The sequence below is a fragment of the Calorimonas adulescens genome (assembly GCF_008274215.1).
GTDB lineage: Bacteria > Bacillota > Thermoanaerobacteria > Thermoanaerobacterales > UBA4877 > Calorimonas > Calorimonas adulescens.
In genome coordinates, this window is record NZ_VTPS01000004.1 from 15,384 (window position 1) to 36,887 (window position 21,504).

Consider the following 21,504-nt stretch of genomic DNA (forward strand, 5'->3'; position numbering starts at 1 on the left):
TATACTTTTAATGTTATGTATAATACACAAACGACAGAAATCTCAGCAGAATTTATGGGGTGGTCTTATGAAACCGGTAATAATTGTCCCTGGTCTTTACGCTTCCATACCAAATCCGCTTGCGAAAAATGGATACAGTTTAGGTTTCAGTGAGAGGTTTTATGGACCATTGATCGATGGGCTTACCTCAATGGGTTATGTCATGGACAAAGATCTTTTTGTCGCCTGTTACCCATGGTGGGAAAATATAAGGTTTATCTCTTCAAAATTTCTTGTGCCTATGATTGATACAGCAAAAAATGCATGTAAGTGTGATGATGTTATCCTTATATGCCACAGCATGGGTGGGCTGGTTGCCAGGGACTATATACAGGATAATGGCTATAGAAATGATGTGGATAAACTTATAATGCTTGGCACTCCTAATGCTGGTTCTGCCAATGCATACTATGCATGGGAGGGTGGGGACCTGGCACCGACACCTGACTTTGACCCGTTAAATATATTTTATAAGGCTTTTGTGTGGATGATATCAAGGCAGCATCTTTTACCACATCCTAAGGATGTGATAAGAAATCATATAAAGTCAATTAAAGAACTTATGCCTGTAAGGGAATATGGTAACTATATTTTTACCTATAAAAATGGTGAGATAGATTTTATCCCTATAAGGGAAATGAAAGAAAAAAACGACTATCTTGCGGAATTAAACAAAAGATTTGATATCCTTGAGGAAAGGTGCAGGCTTTATCTTTTTGGGGGAACGGGTCACTATACCAATGAGTATATACAGGTATCATCAAAGAAGGATAAGTGCTGGGAGGATGGTAAGCCTGAGGGGGTGGTCAGGAATTTGGAAGGAGATGGTACAGTCCTTTTAAAGAGTTTGAGGGTAAAGAGCAATGCCATAGAGGTTAAGAGCCTTCATACGGACCTTATGGGAAAGGCGCTGGAACAGATTTCTAAGATTCTAAATATCAACTATAAGGGACACTTTGAGACGGAAAAGATAGATAATTATCTCAGCATTATTGTCCCTAAGGGGGTTGACCTGTATGAAGATGTTGAGGATTTAAAATTTAGTAAGGTTACAATATATGACAGATTCGACTGGTATCTGATGTTTAATGTGAAAAAAAGGGATTACAGATTCAGGATAAGGGAAAATCTACCTGTATCAGATATTTTTATTGATACAATGAAGAATGGTGTTAATGTGTATAAAGAATATAGAAGGACTACATCGGAATTTGTAATAAAGGGTGAGGATATAAATTGAGGACTGGTATAGGTTATGATTCACACAGGATGGTAGATGGGCGTAAGCTTATCCTGGGAGGTGTTGAGATACAATATCAGAAAGGACTTTTGGGGCATTCTGATGCCGATGTTTTGATCCATGCAGTAATTGATGCTATGTTCGGGGCAGCATCTATGGGGGATATAGGTGATCACTATCCTGACTCTGATGAGCGATATAAAGACATATCGAGTATGATCCTGCTCAAAGACGCATACAGGCTTATTAAAGAGAATGGCTACAAGGTAGTAAATATTGACTCGGTTATCCTCTGTGAGAGCCCAAGATTAAGGGATTATATACCAGCCATGAGACACAATATAGCAGGTATACTTGAGATACCTGACAATGCGGTCAGCATAAAGGCAAAGACCAACGAGGGCATGGGCGATATAGGTCGCGGCGATATGGTTGCTGCTATGGCTACAATACTTCTTGCAAGCGATAATAAGAAATTTCCTCTATATTGAGGAAATTTTTTATTTAATAGCAGGAAATTCAAGACATATGTAGAAATTATATAGATGTAAGACAACAGATATCTTATGGAGGTGTTAGTTATGGGTTTTAAAAAAATTTTTAGTTTTGCCCTTATATTTGTTCTTGTTGTCTCCATGGTGACCTTTGGAGAGGTATCAGGTGTTGCGGCTCAGAAAAATGTTAATTTGACTATTCTGGCCACATCAGATATTCACGGACACATATACCCATGGGACTATGACCAGGCAAAACCGGCGGATTATGGCCTGGCCAAGGTTTACACCATTGTTAAAAGCGTAAGGGCAGAAAACCCCAATACCATCCTCGTGGATAACGGCGACCTTATACAGGGAACACCGCTTGTCTCCTATTACAACTCCCAGATACTGTCCGGTAATAAAGACTTTACATATCCCATGATTGATGTAATGAATATGATGGGTTATGACTCAATGACCCTGGGCAACCATGAATTCAATTTTGGCCTTGACGTACTCAACAAGGTAATATCCGATGCAAAATTCCCTGTTCTGTCGGCAAATATTTACAAAGAGGACGGGACAAACTTTGTAAAGCCGTACACCATAAAAGATGTTGGTGGTGTTAAGGTCGGTATACTTGGGCTTACCACAAAGACCATACCAGAGTGGGAAAATCCAGATAACTATAAGGGCCTCAAGTTTAATGACATAGTAGAGGAAGGCAAAAAGTGGGCCAAGGTGCTTAAGGATGATGAAAAGGTGGATTTTATACTGGCAGTTGTGCACTCGGGCATAGAGTCACCGACAGATATCATCCCTGAGAACCAGGTCAAGGCCCTTGCAGAGAATGTACCGGAAATTAATGCCATAGTAGCAGGGCACACACACTCAAACATACCAAATCAGGTAATAAACGGAGTTACAATAACTGAACCAGGCAGATGGGGTGAGTATTTATCCAGGATAGACGTGGAACTCACCAGTGATGGTGCAGGGTATAGGATAGCAAATATAACAAGCAATACCATTTCTACAAAGGATGTTGAACCGGCACAGGAGGTCCTGGATCTGGCAAAACCATACCATAACCAGACCTTGAACTACATTAATACTAAGATAGGCACAGCGACCGATGATTTTGCGCCTGTGGATGAAATAAAAGGAATTCCTACGGCGCAGATTAAGGATACGGCTTTGATAGATCTTGTGCAGAAAGTACAGATGTATTACGGTAAAGCGGATGTGTCCATGGCAGCCATGTTTAACCCCAATGGCATAATCAAGAAGGGTGATATTACCATCAGGGATATTTCCGGCCTGTATATATATGAAAACTATTTATATACCATTGAGGTTACAGGTAGGCAATTGAAGGACCTTATGGAATGGTCAGCTAAATATTACAACCAGTACAGGCCCGGCGATGTAACTATAGGTTTTAACAAGGATGTACCAGGATATAACTATGACATGTTTGAGGGTGTAGACTATAAGATTGATATATCGAAACCTACAGGAGAGAGAATTGTGGACTTGAAGTTCCATGGTAAGCCCGTGACTGATGATATGGTGTTAAAGCTGGCTATAAACAACTACAGGTTTAACGGCGGCGGTGGGTTTATGAAGGCGGCCGGAATAACTAACCCAAAGGTGCTTTTTGATTCTCAGAAAGAGATGGGCGACAATGGCCAGATAAGGAACCTTATTATAAGCTATATTAAAGAAAAGGGCACCATATCTCCTGAAGTAAACAATAACTGGTCCATAACTGGGGCTAACCTTGATAGCTGGGCCAGGCCATATGTCATTGACCTTGTTAACATGGGCATTATGGATACAGGGAAAAATAATTCTGTAGCTATCAATGTAAATGATGAGGTCACAAGGGGCGAATTTATAAAAACTCTGGTCAGGGCTATGGGATATCAGCTTCCTGCCGTAGAGTCTTCCAGCTTTACAGATGTGGATAAGGAACTCGCACCTTATGTAGAAGCTGCACTTAAAAATGGGGTCACCAATGGGATAAGCGATACCCTGTTTGGCACAGATATGAAGATAACCAGGGAACAGGCTTTCTCCATGCTCATGAAAGCCCTGAATCTTAAAGATAATGGTGAAAACCTCGGGTCCTTTAAGGATGCAGACAAGGTAAGCGAGTGGGCTAAGGGATATATCAGCTCTGCAATTGGACTTGGTATAGTAAAGGGTTCGGATGGAAACTTAAATCCAGTTTCTAACATTACCCGTGGCGAAATGGCTTCCATGATCGACAACTTCATAAAGAATATAAAACCTGTAACACTGTTATCAATTAATGACTTTCATGGACAGCTAAAGGAATCGGGGAGTAATATAGGAATAGCCAAAATGGCTGGATATTTAAAGTCTAAAAAGGCAACAAATCCTAACAGGACTCTTGTACTCAGTGCTGGAGACAACTATCAAGGCAGCGCTGAGTCAAACCTGCTGTACGGTGAACCGGTAAACCAGGCTATGAATATGATAGGGTTTGACGCTTCAGCCATTGGAAACCATGAATTTGACTGGGGTATTGACAAGCTTAAAGGGTGGATTAATACAGCAAAGTTCCCATTCCTGGCAGCAAACCTGTATGACAGGTCTACTGGCAAACCGGTAGATTGGGCAAAGCCATACACTATTGTTGAAAGGGATGGGATAAAGATAGGCATAATTGGCCTTTCTACTCCTGAGACTGCATATAAGACCAAACCTGACATAGTGGCACCCTATGAGTTTAAAGACCCTATCGAGGTTACAAGGGAGTATACGAAGATATTAAAAGATAATGGAGCAGATATAATTGTGGTGCTGTCCCACCTTGGGACTGACCAGGATAAGGATGGTAACATAACAGGTGAGGGGGCAGAACTGGCGAAGGTATCTGATGTGGATGCCATCATAACAGGCCATACCCATAAGACTGTAGCAGGAAAGATAAATGGTATACCTGTTGTCCAGGCTTACTACAACGGACGTTCGGTTGGCGAGATAACTCTATACTATTATGTTCCATTACAGAAGGTAGTTGCATCCACTGTAAAGGTAAATGGTAATCTCTCAAAAGAAACCATTGCCCCTGATAAGGATGTGGCGGCAATGCTTGATGACTACCTGAAAGATGTTGCACCACTGCTGAATGAGGTCATAGGTAAGACTGATGTAGACCTGGAGCACGATAAGGGACACCTTTCTCTGCTGGGTGAATGGACGGCGGATATTATGAGGGAAGCATCCGGAGCTCAGATAGCATTCCAGAATGGTGGCGGGCTCAGGACCAGCATACCAAAAGGTGATATCACTGTTGGTAAAATGTACGAGGTAATGCCTTTTGATAACACCCTCTATACCTTTGATATGACGGGGGCACAGATCAAAGAGGTACTGGAACATGGCATAATGAACACCAACGTTGGATGGGTTCAGTTTGCCGGACTTATAGTAAAGTATGACTCTACAAAACCGGAGGGTGAAAGGGTAGTAAGCATGACCCTGTCTGACGGTACTCCGGTGGAGATGGATAAGGTTTATAAAGTTGTCACCAATGATTTTATGGCTACGGGTGGAGACAATTATATGACATTCACTAAGGCACAGAACGGGAAAGACACAGGTATACCTGTAAGGGAAGCCATGATAAAGGCTATAAGGGACCTCACATCGGCAGGTAAGACATTATCACCTGAATATGAAGATAGACTGATAGATGTCTCAAAGACTGTAAGCTTTAGAACTCCGGTTTTTACCGGAGTTTTTTTTTATGGGGAAAAACCTATTGCATTAATGAGATATATCTGGTATAATTCATAGTAAATTAGTATGAATTAAATGCAATGAAGAGGTTGAGTAGGTACATCGAGCCCCTAAGAGAGGGACTGTCACCGGCTGAGAGCAGGCCCGGGCCACTGGATGTATTCGAATTGCACCTTTGAGCATCACCCCAGAACATGAGTATGGTGTGGCGTCAGCTACGTTATAGCTTCGAGTGAAGGCGTCAGTCTGCCTTAACAAGAGTGGAACCGCGGTAAACCCGTCTCTTAGGAGATGGGAATTTTTATTTTATGGAGGTTTTATCATGAGATTTTTCACATCGATTATGGAAGATGCTAAGAATATACAGAAGAAAGACCCGGCAGCAAAGAGTATCCTGGAGGTATTTCTTTGTTATCCGGGGCTTCATGCCCTTATATTCTACAGGATTTCCCATTTCTTCTATATACATCATTGGTATATTACAGCCAGGATAATATCTCAGTTTGGCAGGTTCTTTACAGGTATAGAGATTCATCCCGGTGCAAAGATAGGCAGGAGGCTATTCATTGACCATGGGATGGGCGTGGTTATAGGTGAAACTGCAGAAATAGGTGATGATGTTACAATATATCATGGTGTGACATTGGGCGGCACAGGACATGAAAATGGTAAAAGACATCCAACAATCGGCAATAATGTTGTAATAGGTGCCGGTGCTAAGGTGCTGGGCAGTTTTAAGGTTGGAGACAATTCCAAGATTGGGGCTGGGGCTGTTGTATTGGAAGAAGTTCCGCCAGATTCTACAGTTGTCGGGATTCCTGGACACATTGTAAAAAAAGATGGAATTAGGGTTGAGATAGATGATATAATAAATAAAGAAAAGATACGTGACCATATATAATTGATTATGGCAATTGTTGATGCAGTGCTTGCAAATCATGCATATGATATGAGAGGCAACAATAAAGCAAATTAGTGTTTCTATTAGCGAGCATAGGGTAGATATGGCTTCTCATGTATACGGCAAATTAGTGGTGGCCGGTAAAGCTAAAATGCAAGCTGCAGTAATCGGCGTTTGGATGTTATTGATATGTTGTCGCAGGTTTATTGTACCGAAGAAAGGAGAGAGGCTATGCAAATATACAACACCATGACGGGGAAAAAGGAAGAATTTGTGCCATTGATGGATAAGAGGGTGGGGATGTATGTATGTGGACCCACAGTATATAATTTTATTCACATCGGCAACGCCAGATCTTTTATTGTGTTTGATTTAGTCAGAAGGTACTTGGAATATAAAGGATATGATGTGACCTATGTTCAGAACTTTACTGATATAGATGATAAGATGATAAAGAGAGCCAATGAAGAGAGCATTTCGGTATTTGAACTGGGCGAAAGATTTATAAATGAGTATTTCAAGGATGCTGATGCACTGGGTATAAAGCGGGCTACTGTACATCCAAGAGCCACACAGGTGATTGACAGTATAATTGAGTTTATATCCGACCTTGTTGCTAAAGGCTATGCCTATCAGACAGATGACGGTGTCTATTTTAGCGTGGAAAAGTTTGATGGTTACGGAAAGCTGTCAAAGAAAAATATTGAGGATCTGATTTCTGGTGCTAGGGTTGATGTAAATGAAAGGAAGAAGAACCCACTGGATTTTGCACTATGGAAGGCTGCAAAACCTGGCGAACCCTGCTGGGAAAGCCCATGGGGGAAGGGCAGGCCGGGATGGCATATTGAATGCTCTGTCATGTCCTCTAAGTACCTTGGGAACAGCTTTGACATACATGGTGGTGGGCCAGACCTGGTCTTTCCACATCATGAGAATGAGATTGCCCAAAGTGAAGCTCGGAACGGTACAGTTTTTGCCAGATACTGGATGCATGCGGGTTATCTTAATATAAACAACCAGAAAATGTCTAAATCACTTGGTAACTTCTTTACTGTAAGAGAAGTCCTGCAGAGATATGACCCGATGGTGGTTAGATTTTTTATGCTTTCATCGCACTATAGGAGCCCGATAAACTTTAGCTTTGAGCTTCTGGATCAGACTGCAGGTGGACTTGATAGGATAAAAAATGCACTTATAAGGCTTAATGGGCTCAAGGGCCAGGCCGGAGACACCTCCGCTGATTTTTCTGTGAGAGAGGCTGTTCAAAAAGAAAAGGATAGGTTCATTGCGTCCATGGACGATGACTTTAATACTGCTGAGGCGATATCTAATATTTTCAATATTGTAAGCATAGCAAATTCGAGGGTTGATGAAGGCAGTGGCCAGGCCTTGATAAAATTTGTATCAGGCACCATTTGCGAGTTGCTGGGTGTACTTGGCATCACCTTCAACCTAAATGCTGACATGCTGGATGAAGAAATAGAGTGTCTAATTAAAGAAAGACAGGAAGCAAGGGCGAGGAAGGACTTTAAAACTGCCGACAGGATACGGGATGAGTTAAAAGAAAGGGGTATAATTCTGGAGGATACCCCTCAAGGGGTAAGATGGAAAAGAAAATGATTGGACAAAAGGCTAGCCATATACCTTCACTGGCCCTTGCGTACCTTGGTGATTCAATTTACGAGGTCTTTATACGAAAATACCTCATATCCGAAGGCATTATGGATGTTAACACACTTCATAAAGAGACAGTAAAGTATGTTAATGCTGTATCCCAGGCGGTTTTTCTATCAAAACTGGAAGGATTTCTGACAGAAGAGGAAATGGATGTGGTTCGGAGAGGGAGAAATGCGAAGATAAATACGAAGCCGCAAAATTGTGATATTCAGGATTACAAACGTGCGACAGCACTGGAAGCATTAATTGGTTATCTTTTCATAAATGAGAGACTGGATAGAATTGACGAGATTATGAAAAAAATAATATCATATGCTTGAGGGGATGGTACAATGGATATACAACTGATAAATAAGACACCAGACTTTTTGAAAGTTATATGGCTTGCGGCCAGGACATGTAAAAGCCCTAAAACCCCACAGGAACTCTGGCAGGAGGATCAATCCCGGGAAGAGATGGAAAGGATTGCTGACAACATAATAAGATCAGGTCATACCAGTGTTTTAGAGCACTGCTATGTTACATATGCTGTTGCAGGGGTCTCAAGAAGTTTGCTGGCACAGTACACGAGACATAGGATTGGCATAAGTATATCAGTCCAGTCACAGAGGGCGGTCTCTGAGAGGTCAGACAGAAACGGTGGAATGTTTGATGCTGTCATACCACATACGATAGAACAAAATGAAAAGGCTAAAGAGATATTTGTCTCTCAGCTAAGGTCATTGCAGGAGTGCTATGACAGGTTGTCAGAACTCAATATAAATAAAGAGGATGCCAGGTTTATTTTACCCAATGCAGCAGCCACCAACTTTGTCACCACATTAAATTTGCGTTCACTCATGGATGTATATGAGAAAAGAGTTACCGTTCCAGGGGCACAGTGGGAGATTAAAGAGATGATACAGCGTTTTGCGGATATTATATGTAATGAAGAACCGTGGCTGAGAAAATATTTTTTAAAAAGTGAAACCACAAAGGTGGAAAATTAATATGGATCACAAATCTGCTGGGATTGCTCACATAATAATAATGAATTGTTACAGCAAAAACTTAGAAGGATTGATATAAGATGATAAAAGAAGAAGGCATAATAGCAGGCAGGAATCCTGTCCTTGAAGCTTTAAAATCAGGTATAGAGATAAATAAGATAATAATTTCTGACAATGAAAAGCAGGGAATCATGAAAGAAATAATTGGCAGAGCGAGAGAAAAGGGCATACCTGTGGAAATGGCCAATAAGAAGAAGCTGGACTCCATTACAGAACTTAATCATCAGGGTGTTGTTGCCATGTCCTCACCTGTTAAATATATGAATATCGATGATATATTTGACTATGCCAACAAAAGAGGTGAGGATCCCCTTCTGGTGGTTCTGGATGGCATCCAGGACCCGGCCAACCTTGGCTCAATCATAAGGACATCTGAGGTGTTGGGGGCGCATGGGGTGATAATCCCCATGCACAGAAGCGCAGGCATCACCGCTGCAGTATCAAGAATATCAGCTGGCGCAGTATATCACCAGAGGATAGCAAGGGTGGCGAACATTTCTCAAGCCATTAAAGAGATGAAAGAGCGTGGACTGTGGGTTGCTGCCTGTGACATGAACGGTGAAATATATTATGGTAAAGACCTTACTGGGCCTATCGCATTGGTGATAGGCGGGGAGGGCAAAGGGGTTTCCAGACTTGTTAGAGAGAATTGCGACTATGTCATTAGTATACCAATGTATGGCAAGATAGGTTCTCTTAATGCAAATGTTGCGGCAGCTATAGTTATGAGCGAGGTTGTGAGACAAAGGTGCATGAAAAATGGCAGAATATCTGATAGTAGACGGTTATAACATAATAAACTCATGGCCTGAACTTATAGATTTAAGTAATGTTAGTCTGGAAGCGGCAAGAGATAAGCTGATTGAGATAATGTCAAATTATCAGGGCTATACCGGAATAAGGGTTATAATAGTATTTGATGCCCATTATGTAAAAGGTAGTGTGGAAAAGCATATATATTTAAATGGCATGGAGGTTGTTTATACAAAAGAGGGTGAGTCGGCAGACCATTATATAGAAAAGCTGGTACATCGTATAAGCAGCAATCATACCATACGCGTGGCTACCTCTGACTGGATAGAACAACAGGTTGTGCTGGCAGGTGGTGGTGTTAGGGTGTCAGCGTTAGAGCTTTTAAAGCTGGTTGAGAACACAAATAGAAAGATTAATAGAGATATTAAAAACAATGAATTAAAGAATACAACCACGCTGACAGACAAATTGGACCCTTGTGTCTATGAAAAGCTTGAGAAGATAAGAAGAAACGCTAATAATGCTTGACTGATTTTGAACCGATAGTTATAATAGTTATAAATGATGCCTTTAGATAAAAGGTGGAGGCGATATATGTGAAGCCTGGGGCCCAGATTAAAACAGTTACTGAATTTGATTCAATGGAGGATGAGGATGTAGTAGTTGAGGCTCAGCAAGACAACGATAAGGCTTTGGAATACATCATTAATAAGTACAAGAGTTTTGTAAAGTCAAAGGCTCGTTCCTATTTTCTGATAGGTGCAGACAGAGAGGATATTGTACAGGAAGGGATGATAGGGCTATACAAAGCAATAAGAGATTTTAAAGCTGACAAGCTTTCATCATTCAGGGCGTTTGCAGAACTGTGTATTACAAGACAGATTATCACAGCGATTAAAACGGCAACAAGACAGAAGCACATACCCCTGAATTCATATGTCTCGTTGAACAAGCCGCTTTATGACGAGGAATCGGATAGAACGCTCATGGATATAATAGCGGAGGGTAAAATCTCTGACCCTGAAGAACTGGTAATAAGCAATGAAGAATTTAATAATATAGAGTGCAAGATGGGGGAGATATTAAGCGATTTAGAGTGGGAGGTACTGACATCATATCTTCAAGGCAAATCCTATCAAGAAATTGCAGCCACACTCGACAGGCATGTTAAATCGATCGACAATGCACTTCAAAGAGTAAAGAGAAAACTTGAAAAATATATTGATGCGGAATGATTTATTTTTTTACTTATTGACATATTTGTAGTGATATAGTAAAATTAAAAATCGGGTTAGTTGTTCAAGCCCATGTAGCTCAGTCGGCAGAGCGTCGCCTTGGTAAGGCGGAGGTCACCGGTTCAATCCCGGTCATGGGCTCCATTTAGTCAAATATAGATTTGGAGGCTAATTAAGAAAATTGGCCGTTTTATATATAATTTTAAAATAATTATGTTATACATAGAGGAGGAAAAAAGATGGCAAAAGCGCATTATGAAAGAACGAAGCCCCACGTAAATATAGGTACAATAGGCCATGTAGACCATGGCAAGACCACACTTACCTCAGCGATAACGATGGCGTTAGCAGTTGAGGGCAAAGCCCAGGCGAAAGCATATGACCAGATAGACAATGCGCCTGAAGAGAAAGCGAGAGGAATCACAATAAACACAGCCCATGTAGAGTATGAGACAGAGAAGAGGCACTATGCCCATGTTGACTGTCCGGGACATGCTGACTATGTAAAGAACATGATAACAGGTGCTGCCCAGATGGATGGTGCCATACTGGTTGTATCAGCAGCAGACGGGCCGATGCCGCAGACGAGAGAGCATATACTCTTAGCGAGGCAGGTAGGGGTACCATATATAGTAGTATTTTTAAACAAAGCTGACATGGTAGACGATCCAGAGCTCATAGAGCTGGTAGAGATGGAAGTCAGGGACCTATTAAATGAATATGAATTTCCCGGAGACGAGATACCGATAGTGGTAGGGTCAGCCTATGAAGCCATGGAAGCCCTTATAAAGAACCCCAACATAAAAAGGGGAGAGAATCAGTGGGTAGACAAGATATGGGAATTAATGGATGCAGTAGACGAATATATACCCACACCACAGAGGGATATAGATAAGCCATTCCTGATGCCAATAGAAGACGTATTCACCATCACAGGCAGAGGCACAGTGGTAACAGGGAGAGTAGAGAGGGGCAAGATCAAAGTAGGAGACGAAATAGAGATAGTAGGATTAATGAATGAGAGCAAGAAGACAGTAGTAACAGGATTAGAGATGTTCAGGAAGACCTTGGACGAAGCTCTGGCAGGGGACAACATAGGAGCGCTGTTAAGAGGCATACAGAGGACAGAGGTAGAGAGAGGGCAGGTATTAGCAAAACCAGGCAGCATACACCCACACACAAAATTTATAGGTCAGGTATATGTACTCACCAAAGAAGAGGGTGGGAGGCACACACCATTTTTCAACGGATACAGGCCACAGTTTTACTTTAGGACAACAGATGTCACTGGAGAGATAAAGTTACCAGAGGGTGTAGAAATGGTAATGCCTGGGGACAACATCAACATGGAAGTGACATTGATAACACCAATAGCGATTGAAGAAGGATTAAGGTTTGCCATAAGAGAAGGTGGCAGAACAGTAGGTGCCGGTGTTGTCGGAAGTATAATTGAATAAGAGCGATTGGGGACCAGGTAAGCCTGGTCCTTTGTTATTTAAAGTTTTGTTGACAATAAAAAATATTTATGGTAAATTTAATGAGTAACGGTGTAAAAGAAGGAAATCCGTCCTTAATGCTGAATATATCTGTTATAAACCGCGTGTAATTTTATATTTGGGGGTGTTTTTAATGCCGAGGGTAAGGGTTACTCTGGAGTGTACTGAGTGTCACCAGAGAAATTATAATACTACTAAAAATAAAAAGACCCATCCTGATAGAATGGAATTAAAGAAATACTGCAGATTTTGCAGACATCATACTTTGCATAGGGAAACAAAATAGTTTGATGAGGATGTGAATAAAGTTTATGGCCAATAATGGTGGAGGTATAAAATCTATAAGCAACTTTTTCCATGATGTAAGGGCAGAACTTCGCAAGGTTACATGGCCAGACAGGTCTACAGTCAGGACATATACCATGGGAGTAATTTTAATTATTGCCCTCTTGGGGTTATTCATTTTTCTGGCTGATTCAGTGTTTGTAACACTCTTAAACTGGATTTTGAGTTTGTAAATGGATGGAGGGTATCATATGTCGTTTTTGGACATTGTTGATACCGATAAACCTCGGTGGTATGTGGTTCATACCTATTCTGGATATGAAAATAAGGTCAAGGCAGATTTGGAAAAGACAGTGGAAAATCGTGGCCTGCAGAATATCATATATGACATTAAAGTGCCAGAAGAAGAGGTTATTGAGATCAAAGATGGCAAAAAGAAAACTGTTAAACGAAAAATATTCCCTGGTTATGTTCTCATTAAAATGAAAATGAGTGATGACTCGTGGTATATTGTTAGAAACACAAGGGGTGTTACAGGGTTTGTAGGACCTGGGTCAAAGCCAGTACCACTTACTGATGCGGAAGTCAAAGCCTTAGGTATAAAAGAGGCCATTCCCTCAGTAGAATTTAGTGTGGGGGACAATGTTAGAGTGACTGCTGGCCCACTGGCGAATTTTATAGGTAGGGTTGAAGAGATTGAAATGGAGAAACAAAAGGTCAAGGTGTTAGTTTCTATGTTTGGAAGAGAAACACCTGTAGAATTGGATTTTATACAAATCCAGAAGATATAAGACATGTTAAGGAGGTGCGCATATGGCAAAAAAAATCACAGCATTTGTGAAGCTACAAATCCCAGCTGGCAAAGCAACGCCAGCGCCGCCTGTAGGTCCGGCGCTAGGCCAGCATGGAGTTAATATAATGGGTTTTTGCAAAGAGTTTAACGAAAGGACAGCAAGTCAGGCGGGTCTTATTATACCGGTTGTTATAACAGTATATGCGGACAGGTCGTTTTCTTTTATCACAAAAACGCCTCCAGCTTCTGTGTTATTAAAAAGAGCAGCAGGTATAGAGAGCGGTTCTCCGGAACCCAACAAGAAGAAAGTGGCTAAGGTAACGTGGGATAAAATCAGAGAGATAGCCGAGCTCAAAATGCCTGATTTAAATGCAGGTAGCATTGAAGCAGCGATGAAAATGATTGCGGGTACAGCAAGAAGCATGGGGATTGAGGTTGTAGAGTAAGCATTAAGTGGGAGGGGTTTCCCGATATTACCACATAAGGAGGATAAATATGGCAAAGAGAGGTAAAACCTATCTTCAAAGTTTGTCAGAATATGATAAGACAAGATTATATGATGCAAAGGAAGCTCTGGAAATAGTTTTAAAGACAGCAAAGGCGAAGTTTGATGAGACCATAGAGTTATCTATAAGATTGGGTGTTGACCCAAGACATGCAGACCAGCAGGTTAGAGGTACAGTTGTCCTGCCTCATGGCACAGGTAAATCCAAAAAAGTGCTTGTACTTGCGAAAGGTGATAAGGCAAGGGAGGCGCAGGAAGCTGGAGCTGAGTTTGTTGGTGCTGAAGAGATGCTTGAGAAAATTGAGAAAGAAAACTGGTTTGACTATGATGTTATAATTGCCACGCCTGATATGATGGGAGCGGTTGGTAGACTAGGTAGAGTACTTGGGCCAAAAGGGCTTATGCCAAATCCAAAGTCTGGGACTGTTACATTTGATGTTGCTAAAGCTGTAAGCGAGGTAAAGGCAGGTAAGATAGAGTATAGGGTAGACAAGACAGGCATAGTGCATGTGCCAATTGGCAAAAAATCCTTTGGGGTAGATAAATTGTTTGAAAACTACCAGACTATTATGGAGGCTATTATAAAGGCAAAACCTGCTGCTGCAAAGGGCCAATATATAAAGAGCGTTGTCCTTTCATCTACCATGGGACCTGGCGTAAAGGTGGTACCGCAGAGGGCAGCATAAAATTGCAATTTTGCTGGTCTGTCAAATTTATAGTTGACATATGAGATATTATATACTATAATAGCCAATTGTGTGGTGCTATTATTGATTGACCGCAGTAAGTTTCTGGGTGTGTTGTTATGTTATATGCTGCCACTAATAGTAGATTTATTTATTACAGTAAAATTAATATTGAAGATTGACGACCGTAGACAGTAGGTGGCGTACTGCGTAAATCCTACCGAGGTTGTGCCGATAAATAGAGGCCTTCCATGTCTATGGGAGGCCTTTTTTCATATAATAAACCCCAGGAGGTGAGATGATTGAGTAAGACCCGTGAGGAAAAATCGCAGATAGTAGAACAGTTAAAGGAAAACTTTCAGAAGGCTCAATCTGTGATTTTGACAGATTACAAGGGGTTGACAGTAGAAGATGAGACTGCATTGAGAAAAAAGTTTAGAGAAGCGGGAGCTAAGTATGAGGTCATAAAGAACACCCTTGCTGAAAGAGCAGCAAAAGAAATAGGGATAGAAGGAATTGAAAATTTTTTGACTGGTACAACTGCTGCGGCATATGGGTTTGACGATCCGGTAACCCCTGCGAAAATTTTGGCAGAATATGCTAAGGAGCACGAACAAATCAAGGTTAAAGGCGGTATTGTCAACGGTAAAGTTGTAGGGATTGATGAAATAAATGTCCTTGCCGAGCTACCGCCAAAGGAGCAACTCATTGCAAAGATGCTGGGAAGCATGCAGGCACCTATATTTGGTCTTGCTGGTGCACTCTCAGGTATCCTCAGAAAGTTGCTTTATGCTTTGAATGCAATTTCTGAGGCTAAGAAAGCTTAATGAAAAATTATTAAGAGGAGGAACAATAATGAGCAAAGAAGAAATATTGGAAGCTATAAAAGGTATGACTGTTTTGGAACTTGCAGATCTGGTAAAGGCATTAGAGGAGGAATTTGGTGTATCTGCTGCAGCCCCTGTAGCTGTTGCTGCAGCTCCGGCTGCCGCTGCTGCAGCTCCGCAGGAGGAGGAAAAGACAGAATTTGATGTAATTCTTAAAGATGTTGGTGCAGAAAAGATAAAGGTAATCAAGGTTGTAAGAGAATTAACCAACCTTGGTTTAAAAGAGGCTAAGGATCTTGTTGATAATGCTCCAAAACCTGTCAAAGAAGGGGTAAGCAAGCAGGAAGCTGAAGAAATAAAAGCTAAGTTTGCTGAGGTTGGAGCTACAGTCGAGATAAAATAAATTTAAGAGATATGACATGCAAAAAAAGGGCTGATTCAGCCCTTTTTTGTTGTATATGTATAAATTTATTGTTGATGATCTTTAAAAAATATCATTGTAACTTTTCTAACTCTTTACGGTGATGTTTTATTATGATGATTTACAAGGCGCCATTATCGTAAAATAACCACAGCTAAACAAGACTACATTGATTTTTGATAAAGAATCTCATATAATATATTTAGTAAACCAAATATTTAGGGAGACAAATTATATGTATTCAGAAGACATTATCGAATTGGAGATGCTTTTTCGGGAAATAAACCATAAGATAAATCTTTGTACCCGATGTTATCTCAATGAAAAAGGTATAACCATGTCGAGGTTTTGGGTGATGAATAAGCTATCATTCGATAAGCCCATTACCATGAAAGACCTTCAAAAGAAATTGCTCCTGGCCCCTGCAACTTTAACGGGGCTTATAGATAATCTTGTGGATGACAAACTTGTAAAAAGATGGAGAGATAATGTCGATAGAAGACTGGTTTATCTTACCCTAACAAAGGAAGGCCAAGAGTTATTAAATGATATTCTGCAGTATCGTGCTTCAATATTTATGGATTCGCTAAAAGATATTGAAGCACTGAATATTGAAGGTCTAAATCATGATTTAGCTCTTATATTAGACCGACTAAATAAAAAATTCGACAGAGAATAGTGTCACAGTTTTAGAGGTTCTTTCTTATCATATCCGACACTTATAAAGAACTTTTATGGGAGGAACTGTTTTCATGCCATATTCCATAGAGGTAAAGGATTTAAGGAAACGCTTTGGAGATTATGATGCCGTAAACTGTATCAATTTTAACATTCATGAAGGGGAAGTTTTTGCATTGCTTGGGCCGAACGGTGCAGGTAAAACCACCACCATCCGCATGATAACCACTCTTTTGCCTCCTACCTCAGGTGAGATAAAGATCGAAGGCTTTGATATAAAGAAGCATGGAACTTTTATCCGAAGATTGATAGGATATGTACCCCAGGCCCTTTCAGCTGATTCCACTTTGACGGGCTATGAAAATCTTTTATTTATCACAAAGTTACTGCGCCTACCAGCCAGAGAGCGGGAAGAAAGGATAAGATATGTTTTAGACATATTGAATTTAAAAGATGCAGCAAATCGGTTGGTGAGAGAATATTCCGGGGGGATGGTGAGAAGGCTTGAAATAGGCCAGGCCATTATCCACAGGCCAAGGATATTAGTCTTGGATGAGCCTACGGTAGGCCTTGACCCTGTTGCAAGGCATAACGTATGGGACGTTCTCAATATATTGCGAAGGGAAACCAGCCTTACTATATTGATAACCACCCACTACATGGAAGAAGCGGAAACAATCTGCAATAGGGTTGCCATTATGAACAGGGGCCATATAGCGGCATTGGGTACGCCCGATGAGTTAAAGGCCATGACAGGAAAGTCTGATGCCACTCTTGAAGATGTATTTACATTCTTTACAGGCAATCAACTGGAGACAGGAGGGAGCTTTAATGAAATACGTCAAATCAGAAGACGAATCCAACGTTTTAATTGAAGAAAAGCTATTGGGGAAGTCGATTATATCAAATTTTGAGGCATATATGGCCAATTCACTTACTATTGCTGAAATAGAAATAAGAAAATTAAGACACGATCCCACAGAGCTTTTTACCCGAGCCATTCAACCGGTCCTTTGGCTGGTGATATTCGGCCAGGCTTTTTCCAAGGTGCGCGCCATACCTACTGGTAATGTAAACTACCAGACATTTATGACACCTGGGATTTTGGCCCAGTCAATGATGTTTATCTCAATTTTTTATGGCTTGAGCATTATATGGGATAAGGATCAGGGTATACTTCAAAAACTTATAGCCCTACCCGTGCCTCGACCAGCCTTTGTGACCGGTAAAGCTTTTGGCGCCGGTGTAAGAGCTATAAGTCAGGTTGTGATCATACTGCTACTTTCGTTGCTTTTGAGGATAAATTTGCATTGGAGCATACTCGGCATATTTATGAGCATAATCACCATAATTTTTGGTGCCATAATATTCTCGTCTCTGTCTATGGCCCTTGCAGCCATAGTAAAAAACAGGGAAAGATTTATGGGCATTGGCCAGGTTATAACTATGCCGTTGTTTTTTGCCAGTAATGCCATATATCCCATATCAATCATGCCCCACTGGCTGCAGATACTTGCCCGAATAAACCCTTTAAGCTATATAGTGGAGCTCTTAAGGGGCTATCTGCTAAATGGTTATGTGCAAAATGCAGGATTTGATTGGTTTATCGTGATAATGGTGACTGTTATCATACAACTTATCGCTGCATATTTGTATCCAAAGATAGTAACGTAAGTTTGAGTCTAATCTTAAAATATTGAGGTGAGGAGGTAAAATCTATCTTAAAAATTCCCTAAAAGGTGTCTTGATAATATGGAGGCAAATGTATGAAAAAATAGACACCACACTAAAAGTCGACATGACAAACCTTTCAACAATACTCTCATACCAAAAAGCACCAAGAACTTAAAAGAGATGGAGCTGAATTTAATATCAGCCGTTAGACAGTAATGAACACACTAAGAAAAACCCACAACCTTCAAACTTATGAAAAACCGAATGCAAAGAAAAAAAGAAATCCTATATATAAAAGCTGATGAAGACCATATCCATCTTATAATTTTCATGAATTTACGGTGAAGAAAAAAGAGAAGACACATGAAAAGATGTTTGAGAATACATTACAAATTATCCATGACAAAAGCCATGTAAAATGTATATGCACATCAGGAAACCAATACCCACATAATATTTATACCTTTTCAAAAAAGCTTGAATACCTGAGATAAACGCTACAGCCTTTGAAAGTGGACTTAATATCTAATATAATGTATAATAAAGCAGAGTAAAAGGAGAGGAACAGCACAGGGCAGCTCTCTTTTATAAAAAATAACAATATGGAAAAGGAATGAAAAGAAATGGTGGAAAGTTTTGGCTTCATAAAGGTAGCATCTGCATCTCCGGTACTTAAAGTGGCCAACACGGATTATAATATTTGTGAAATAGAAAAGTTAATGCGGGAGGCTGACGCAAGAGGTGCACGCATAATAGCCTTCCCTGAATTATGCATAACAGGATATACCTGCAATGACCTGTTTCTGCAAAAGCAATTGTTAGAAAGGGCTAAAGGCGCACTTTTTGAGCTGTCGTCGAAAACTAAGGACCTGGATATTCTGGCAGTAGTAAGTTTACCTCTTTTGATAGATCAAAGGCTTTATGACTGTGCGGCGGTAATTCAAAGAGGACAAATCCTGGGTATAGTCCCCAAGATATTTTTACCTAATTACAAGGAATTTTACGAAAAAAGATGGTTTACATCAGGTTATGAGATAAGCAGGGAGGCTTCGGAGATAAGGCTGTGGAGCAGAACTATACCCTTTGGTAATCTGCTGTTTAAAAATGAGGAATATGACATAACCTTGGGAATAGAAATATGTGAAGATCTATGGGCCACAATTCCACCAAGTTCATATCTTGCTCTAAGTGGGGCAAACATTATCGTCAATCCATCTGCAAGCAATGAGCTGGTAGCCAAAGCAGAATACCGGAGAAAACTCATAGAGCAGCAGAGTGCTAGGTGCATCAGCGGGTATATCTATGCAGGAGCCGGAATATATGAATCCAGCACTGACCTGGTGTTTAGTGGTCACTGCCTGATAGCGGAAAATGGTATTATCCTGGAAGAATCGAAAAGATTTAACAGAGGGAATACCATTATCTATTCGGAAATTGATGTCGACCGGCTCTCAGCCGAAAGGCAGTTTAACAAGACTTTTGCGGACAACTATGATATGGAAACTGACCGTAGGAGATTTAAAGTGGTGGAGTTTGAGTTTACTAGAAAGCTTATAGCAGATGCCGACAATTTTGACAGAAAAGTCCATCCATATCCCTTTGTTCCGTCCGATCCTGATACCGTTGACAGAAGGTGTGAGGAGATCTTCAATATCCAGACAGCAGGCCTTGCCAAGAGGATTGAACATACAGGAGCAAAGAAAGCTGTAATCGGCATTTCCGGTGGACTAGACTCCACGCTGGCGCTTCTTGTTACAGTAAAGACTTTTGACCTGCTGGGCATTTCACGGCAAAACATCGAGGCCATCACCATGCCCGGTTTTGGGACCACAGATATGACCTACAACAATGCCGTCGAATTGATGAAGCTATTGAATGTAAACATGAGGGAAATCGATATAAAGCCCGCATGCCTTCAACATATGAAAGATATAGGTCACGACCCCGAAGTGCATGATATAACCTATGAAAATCTCCAGGCCCGGGAAAGAACCCAGATTCTAATGGATATAGCCAACAAAGTGGAGGGCCTTGTGGTGGGGACGGGAGATTTGTCGGAACTGGCTCTGGGATGGGCCACTTATAATGGCGACCATATGTCCATGTATTCGGTAAACTGCGGTGTTCCTAAGACACTGGTGAGATTTTTGGTCAAGTGGATAGCAGATAATGTTGTAGAGGAAAATACCAGAAAGGTCTTGTATAAAATCATTGACACACCCATAAGCCCGGAGCTTTTGCCCCCGGATGAACAGGGAAGAATACGTCAGAAAACTGAGGACAAAGTGGGACCTTACGAACTTCACGATTTTTTCCTCTTCTATGTGGTGAGATACGGCATGGCCCCAAGAAAAGTATTATTTTTGGCCAATATGGCCTTTAAGGATAAATACGAACCGAAAACAATAAGAATGTGGCTTAAAAAATTCTACCATAGATTCTTTTCACAGCAGTTCAAACGCTCAGCCCTGCCGGATGGCCCCAAAGTTGGCAGTATAAGCCTTTCCCCTCGAGGTGACTGGCGCATGCCCAGTGATGCCGACAGTGCTATCTGGATAAAAGATCTTGAAGGGCTGATGTAAAAATCAGAGAAGGGGAAGAGGTTTTCGTTACAATTTACTTTATTTTTAACAGCCTTTTTAGCGGTTAATATGTTTTTTCAAGGGATCTTCAATCAGTCGGTAACGCCTTACTTTATACTGTGTAGATTTTTGGAAACGCAGTTTCCTTTGTTCTCATGCCCTCTCAATAGGGCAATTATTTTTTTACCTCTGCCGCCAAATTTGAGGATATTTATCGGTGTTTAAAGGCAGGTGAGTTTTTGGCATATTATGCCCATGGCGTCTATCTTTTTTATGAGCTTTGAACTACTTGGCGCGATTCACCTAAAAATTTATTTGACTTCATTGACACCTTATGATAATATATTAAGATGCATTATTGTCCTTTTTTGTAAGTGTGGTATAAAAAGAGTAATTACTGTGAATAATAC

Annotated in this window: 22 protein-coding genes, 1 tRNA gene, 1 pseudogene and 2 other annotated features; all 24 genes and pseudogenes read left to right on the forward strand. The window is 40.8% G+C overall.

From position 1 onward, the window contains the following. The first annotated feature begins 67 nt into the window (after positions 1-67). Positions 68-1,279, forward strand: a complete 1,212-nt coding sequence (locus tag FWJ32_RS03570) for a lipase family alpha/beta hydrolase (RefSeq protein WP_162523484.1) — start codon at positions 68-70, stop codon at positions 1,277-1,279. Then, the gene (gene ispF, locus FWJ32_RS03575; protein WP_149544607.1) at positions 1,276-1,770 is read left to right on the forward strand and encodes a 2-C-methyl-D-erythritol 2,4-cyclodiphosphate synthase; all 495 of its coding nucleotides are present in this window, start codon (positions 1,276-1,278) and stop codon (positions 1,768-1,770) included. Before FWJ32_RS03570 ends, ispF begins: the two co-directional genes overlap by 4 nt. A gap of 90 nt (positions 1,771-1,860) precedes the next feature. Continuing rightward, positions 1,861-5,589, forward strand: a complete 3,729-nt coding sequence (locus FWJ32_RS03580; protein ID WP_162523485.1) for a 5'-nucleotidase C-terminal domain-containing protein — start codon at positions 1,861-1,863, stop codon at positions 5,587-5,589. A 14-nt stretch (positions 5,590-5,603) separates the two neighbouring features. After that, positions 5,604-5,820, forward strand: a binding site (T-box leader). Between the two features lie 34 nt (positions 5,821-5,854). Further along, the gene (gene epsC / locus FWJ32_RS03585) at positions 5,855-6,433 is read left to right on the forward strand and encodes a serine O-acetyltransferase EpsC (protein ID WP_149544609.1); all 579 of its coding nucleotides are present in this window, start codon (positions 5,855-5,857) and stop codon (positions 6,431-6,433) included. A gap of 231 nt (positions 6,434-6,664) precedes the next feature. After that, the gene (gene cysS, locus FWJ32_RS03590; protein ID WP_149544610.1) at positions 6,665-8,053 is read left to right on the forward strand and encodes a cysteine--tRNA ligase; all 1,389 of its coding nucleotides are present in this window, start codon (positions 6,665-6,667) and stop codon (positions 8,051-8,053) included. Then, the gene (locus FWJ32_RS03595) at positions 8,038-8,430 is read left to right on the forward strand and encodes a Mini-ribonuclease 3 (protein ID WP_149544611.1); all 393 of its coding nucleotides are present in this window, start codon (positions 8,038-8,040) and stop codon (positions 8,428-8,430) included. Before cysS ends, FWJ32_RS03595 begins: the two co-directional genes overlap by 16 nt. Positions 8,431-8,442: 12 nt before the next feature. After that, positions 8,443-9,099, forward strand: a complete 657-nt coding sequence (thyX, locus tag FWJ32_RS03600) for an FAD-dependent thymidylate synthase (protein ID WP_149544612.1) — start codon at positions 8,443-8,445, stop codon at positions 9,097-9,099. A gap of 80 nt (positions 9,100-9,179) precedes the next feature. Continuing rightward, positions 9,180-9,950 carry a 23S rRNA (guanosine(2251)-2'-O)-methyltransferase RlmB gene (gene rlmB / locus FWJ32_RS03605; protein WP_149544613.1) on the forward strand — a complete coding sequence of 257 codons (771 nt, stop codon included), beginning with the start codon at positions 9,180-9,182 and terminating at the stop codon, positions 9,948-9,950. Next, positions 9,919-10,440 carry an NYN domain-containing protein gene (locus FWJ32_RS03610; RefSeq protein WP_149544614.1) on the forward strand — a complete coding sequence of 174 codons (522 nt, stop codon included), beginning with the start codon at positions 9,919-9,921 and terminating at the stop codon, positions 10,438-10,440. The genes rlmB and FWJ32_RS03610 overlap by 32 nt, the downstream gene beginning before the upstream one ends. A gap of 68 nt (positions 10,441-10,508) precedes the next feature. Further along, positions 10,509-11,147 (forward strand): RNA polymerase sporulation sigma factor SigH, encoded by a 639-nt coding sequence (gene sigH / locus FWJ32_RS03615; RefSeq protein ID WP_149544615.1) that lies wholly within the window; start codon positions 10,509-10,511, stop codon positions 11,145-11,147. Between the two features lie 68 nt (positions 11,148-11,215). Then, positions 11,216-11,291, forward strand: a tRNA-Thr gene (locus FWJ32_RS03620). A gap of 95 nt (positions 11,292-11,386) precedes the next feature. Continuing rightward, a complete protein-coding gene (gene tuf / locus FWJ32_RS03625; protein ID WP_149544616.1) occupies positions 11,387-12,604 on the forward strand; it encodes an elongation factor Tu in 1,218 nt (405 codons plus the stop codon). A gap of 172 nt (positions 12,605-12,776) precedes the next feature. After that, positions 12,777-12,929, forward strand: a complete 153-nt coding sequence (gene rpmG, locus FWJ32_RS03630; RefSeq protein ID WP_149544617.1) for a 50S ribosomal protein L33 — start codon at positions 12,777-12,779, stop codon at positions 12,927-12,929. Positions 12,930-12,954: 25 nt separating this feature from the next. Beyond that, on the forward strand, positions 12,955-13,161 hold the full coding sequence (secE, locus tag FWJ32_RS03635; RefSeq protein WP_149544618.1) for a preprotein translocase subunit SecE: 207 nt from the start codon (positions 12,955-12,957) through the stop codon (positions 13,159-13,161). Between the two features lie 18 nt (positions 13,162-13,179). Then, complete coding sequence (gene nusG, locus FWJ32_RS03640; protein WP_149544619.1) at positions 13,180-13,719, forward strand: transcription termination/antitermination protein NusG; 540 nt, start codon at positions 13,180-13,182, stop codon at positions 13,717-13,719. Between the two features lie 22 nt (positions 13,720-13,741). Then, the gene (gene rplK, locus FWJ32_RS03645; RefSeq protein ID WP_149544620.1) at positions 13,742-14,167 is read left to right on the forward strand and encodes a 50S ribosomal protein L11; all 426 of its coding nucleotides are present in this window, start codon (positions 13,742-13,744) and stop codon (positions 14,165-14,167) included. A gap of 49 nt (positions 14,168-14,216) precedes the next feature. Continuing rightward, entirely contained in the window at positions 14,217-14,912 is a 696-nt protein-coding gene (gene rplA, locus FWJ32_RS03650; RefSeq protein WP_149544621.1) for a 50S ribosomal protein L1, read from the forward strand. A 167-nt stretch (positions 14,913-15,079) separates the two neighbouring features. Next, positions 15,080-15,194 (forward strand) — a sequence feature (ribosomal protein L10 leader region). 20 nt (positions 15,195-15,214) lie between these two features. Beyond that, on the forward strand, positions 15,215-15,739 hold the full coding sequence (gene rplJ / locus FWJ32_RS03655; RefSeq protein ID WP_149544622.1) for a 50S ribosomal protein L10: 525 nt from the start codon (positions 15,215-15,217) through the stop codon (positions 15,737-15,739). Between the two features lie 28 nt (positions 15,740-15,767). Further along, on the forward strand, positions 15,768-16,142 hold the full coding sequence (gene rplL, locus FWJ32_RS03660; RefSeq protein WP_149544623.1) for a 50S ribosomal protein L7/L12: 375 nt from the start codon (positions 15,768-15,770) through the stop codon (positions 16,140-16,142). 253 nt (positions 16,143-16,395) lie between these two features. After that, positions 16,396-16,839, forward strand: a complete 444-nt coding sequence (locus tag FWJ32_RS03665; RefSeq protein ID WP_149544624.1) for a MarR family winged helix-turn-helix transcriptional regulator — start codon at positions 16,396-16,398, stop codon at positions 16,837-16,839. Between the two features lie 73 nt (positions 16,840-16,912). Continuing rightward, positions 16,913-17,713, forward strand: coding sequence for an ABC transporter ATP-binding protein (locus FWJ32_RS03670; protein ID WP_149544625.1), 801 nt, complete (start codon positions 16,913-16,915; stop codon positions 17,711-17,713). Beyond that, positions 17,670-18,512 (forward strand): ABC transporter permease, encoded by an 843-nt coding sequence (locus tag FWJ32_RS03675; protein WP_149544626.1) that lies wholly within the window; start codon positions 17,670-17,672, stop codon positions 18,510-18,512. Before FWJ32_RS03670 ends, FWJ32_RS03675 begins: the two co-directional genes overlap by 44 nt. Before the next feature lie 31 nt (positions 18,513-18,543). Next, positions 18,544-18,833 (forward strand): annotated as a pseudogene (locus FWJ32_RS03680) (UPF0236 family transposase-like protein); the annotation flags it as partial. 302 nt (positions 18,834-19,135) lie between these two features. Further along, positions 19,136-21,094 carry an NAD(+) synthase gene (locus FWJ32_RS03685; RefSeq protein WP_149544627.1) on the forward strand — a complete coding sequence of 653 codons (1,959 nt, stop codon included), beginning with the start codon at positions 19,136-19,138 and terminating at the stop codon, positions 21,092-21,094. The last annotated feature ends 410 nt before the right edge of the window (positions 21,095-21,504 follow it).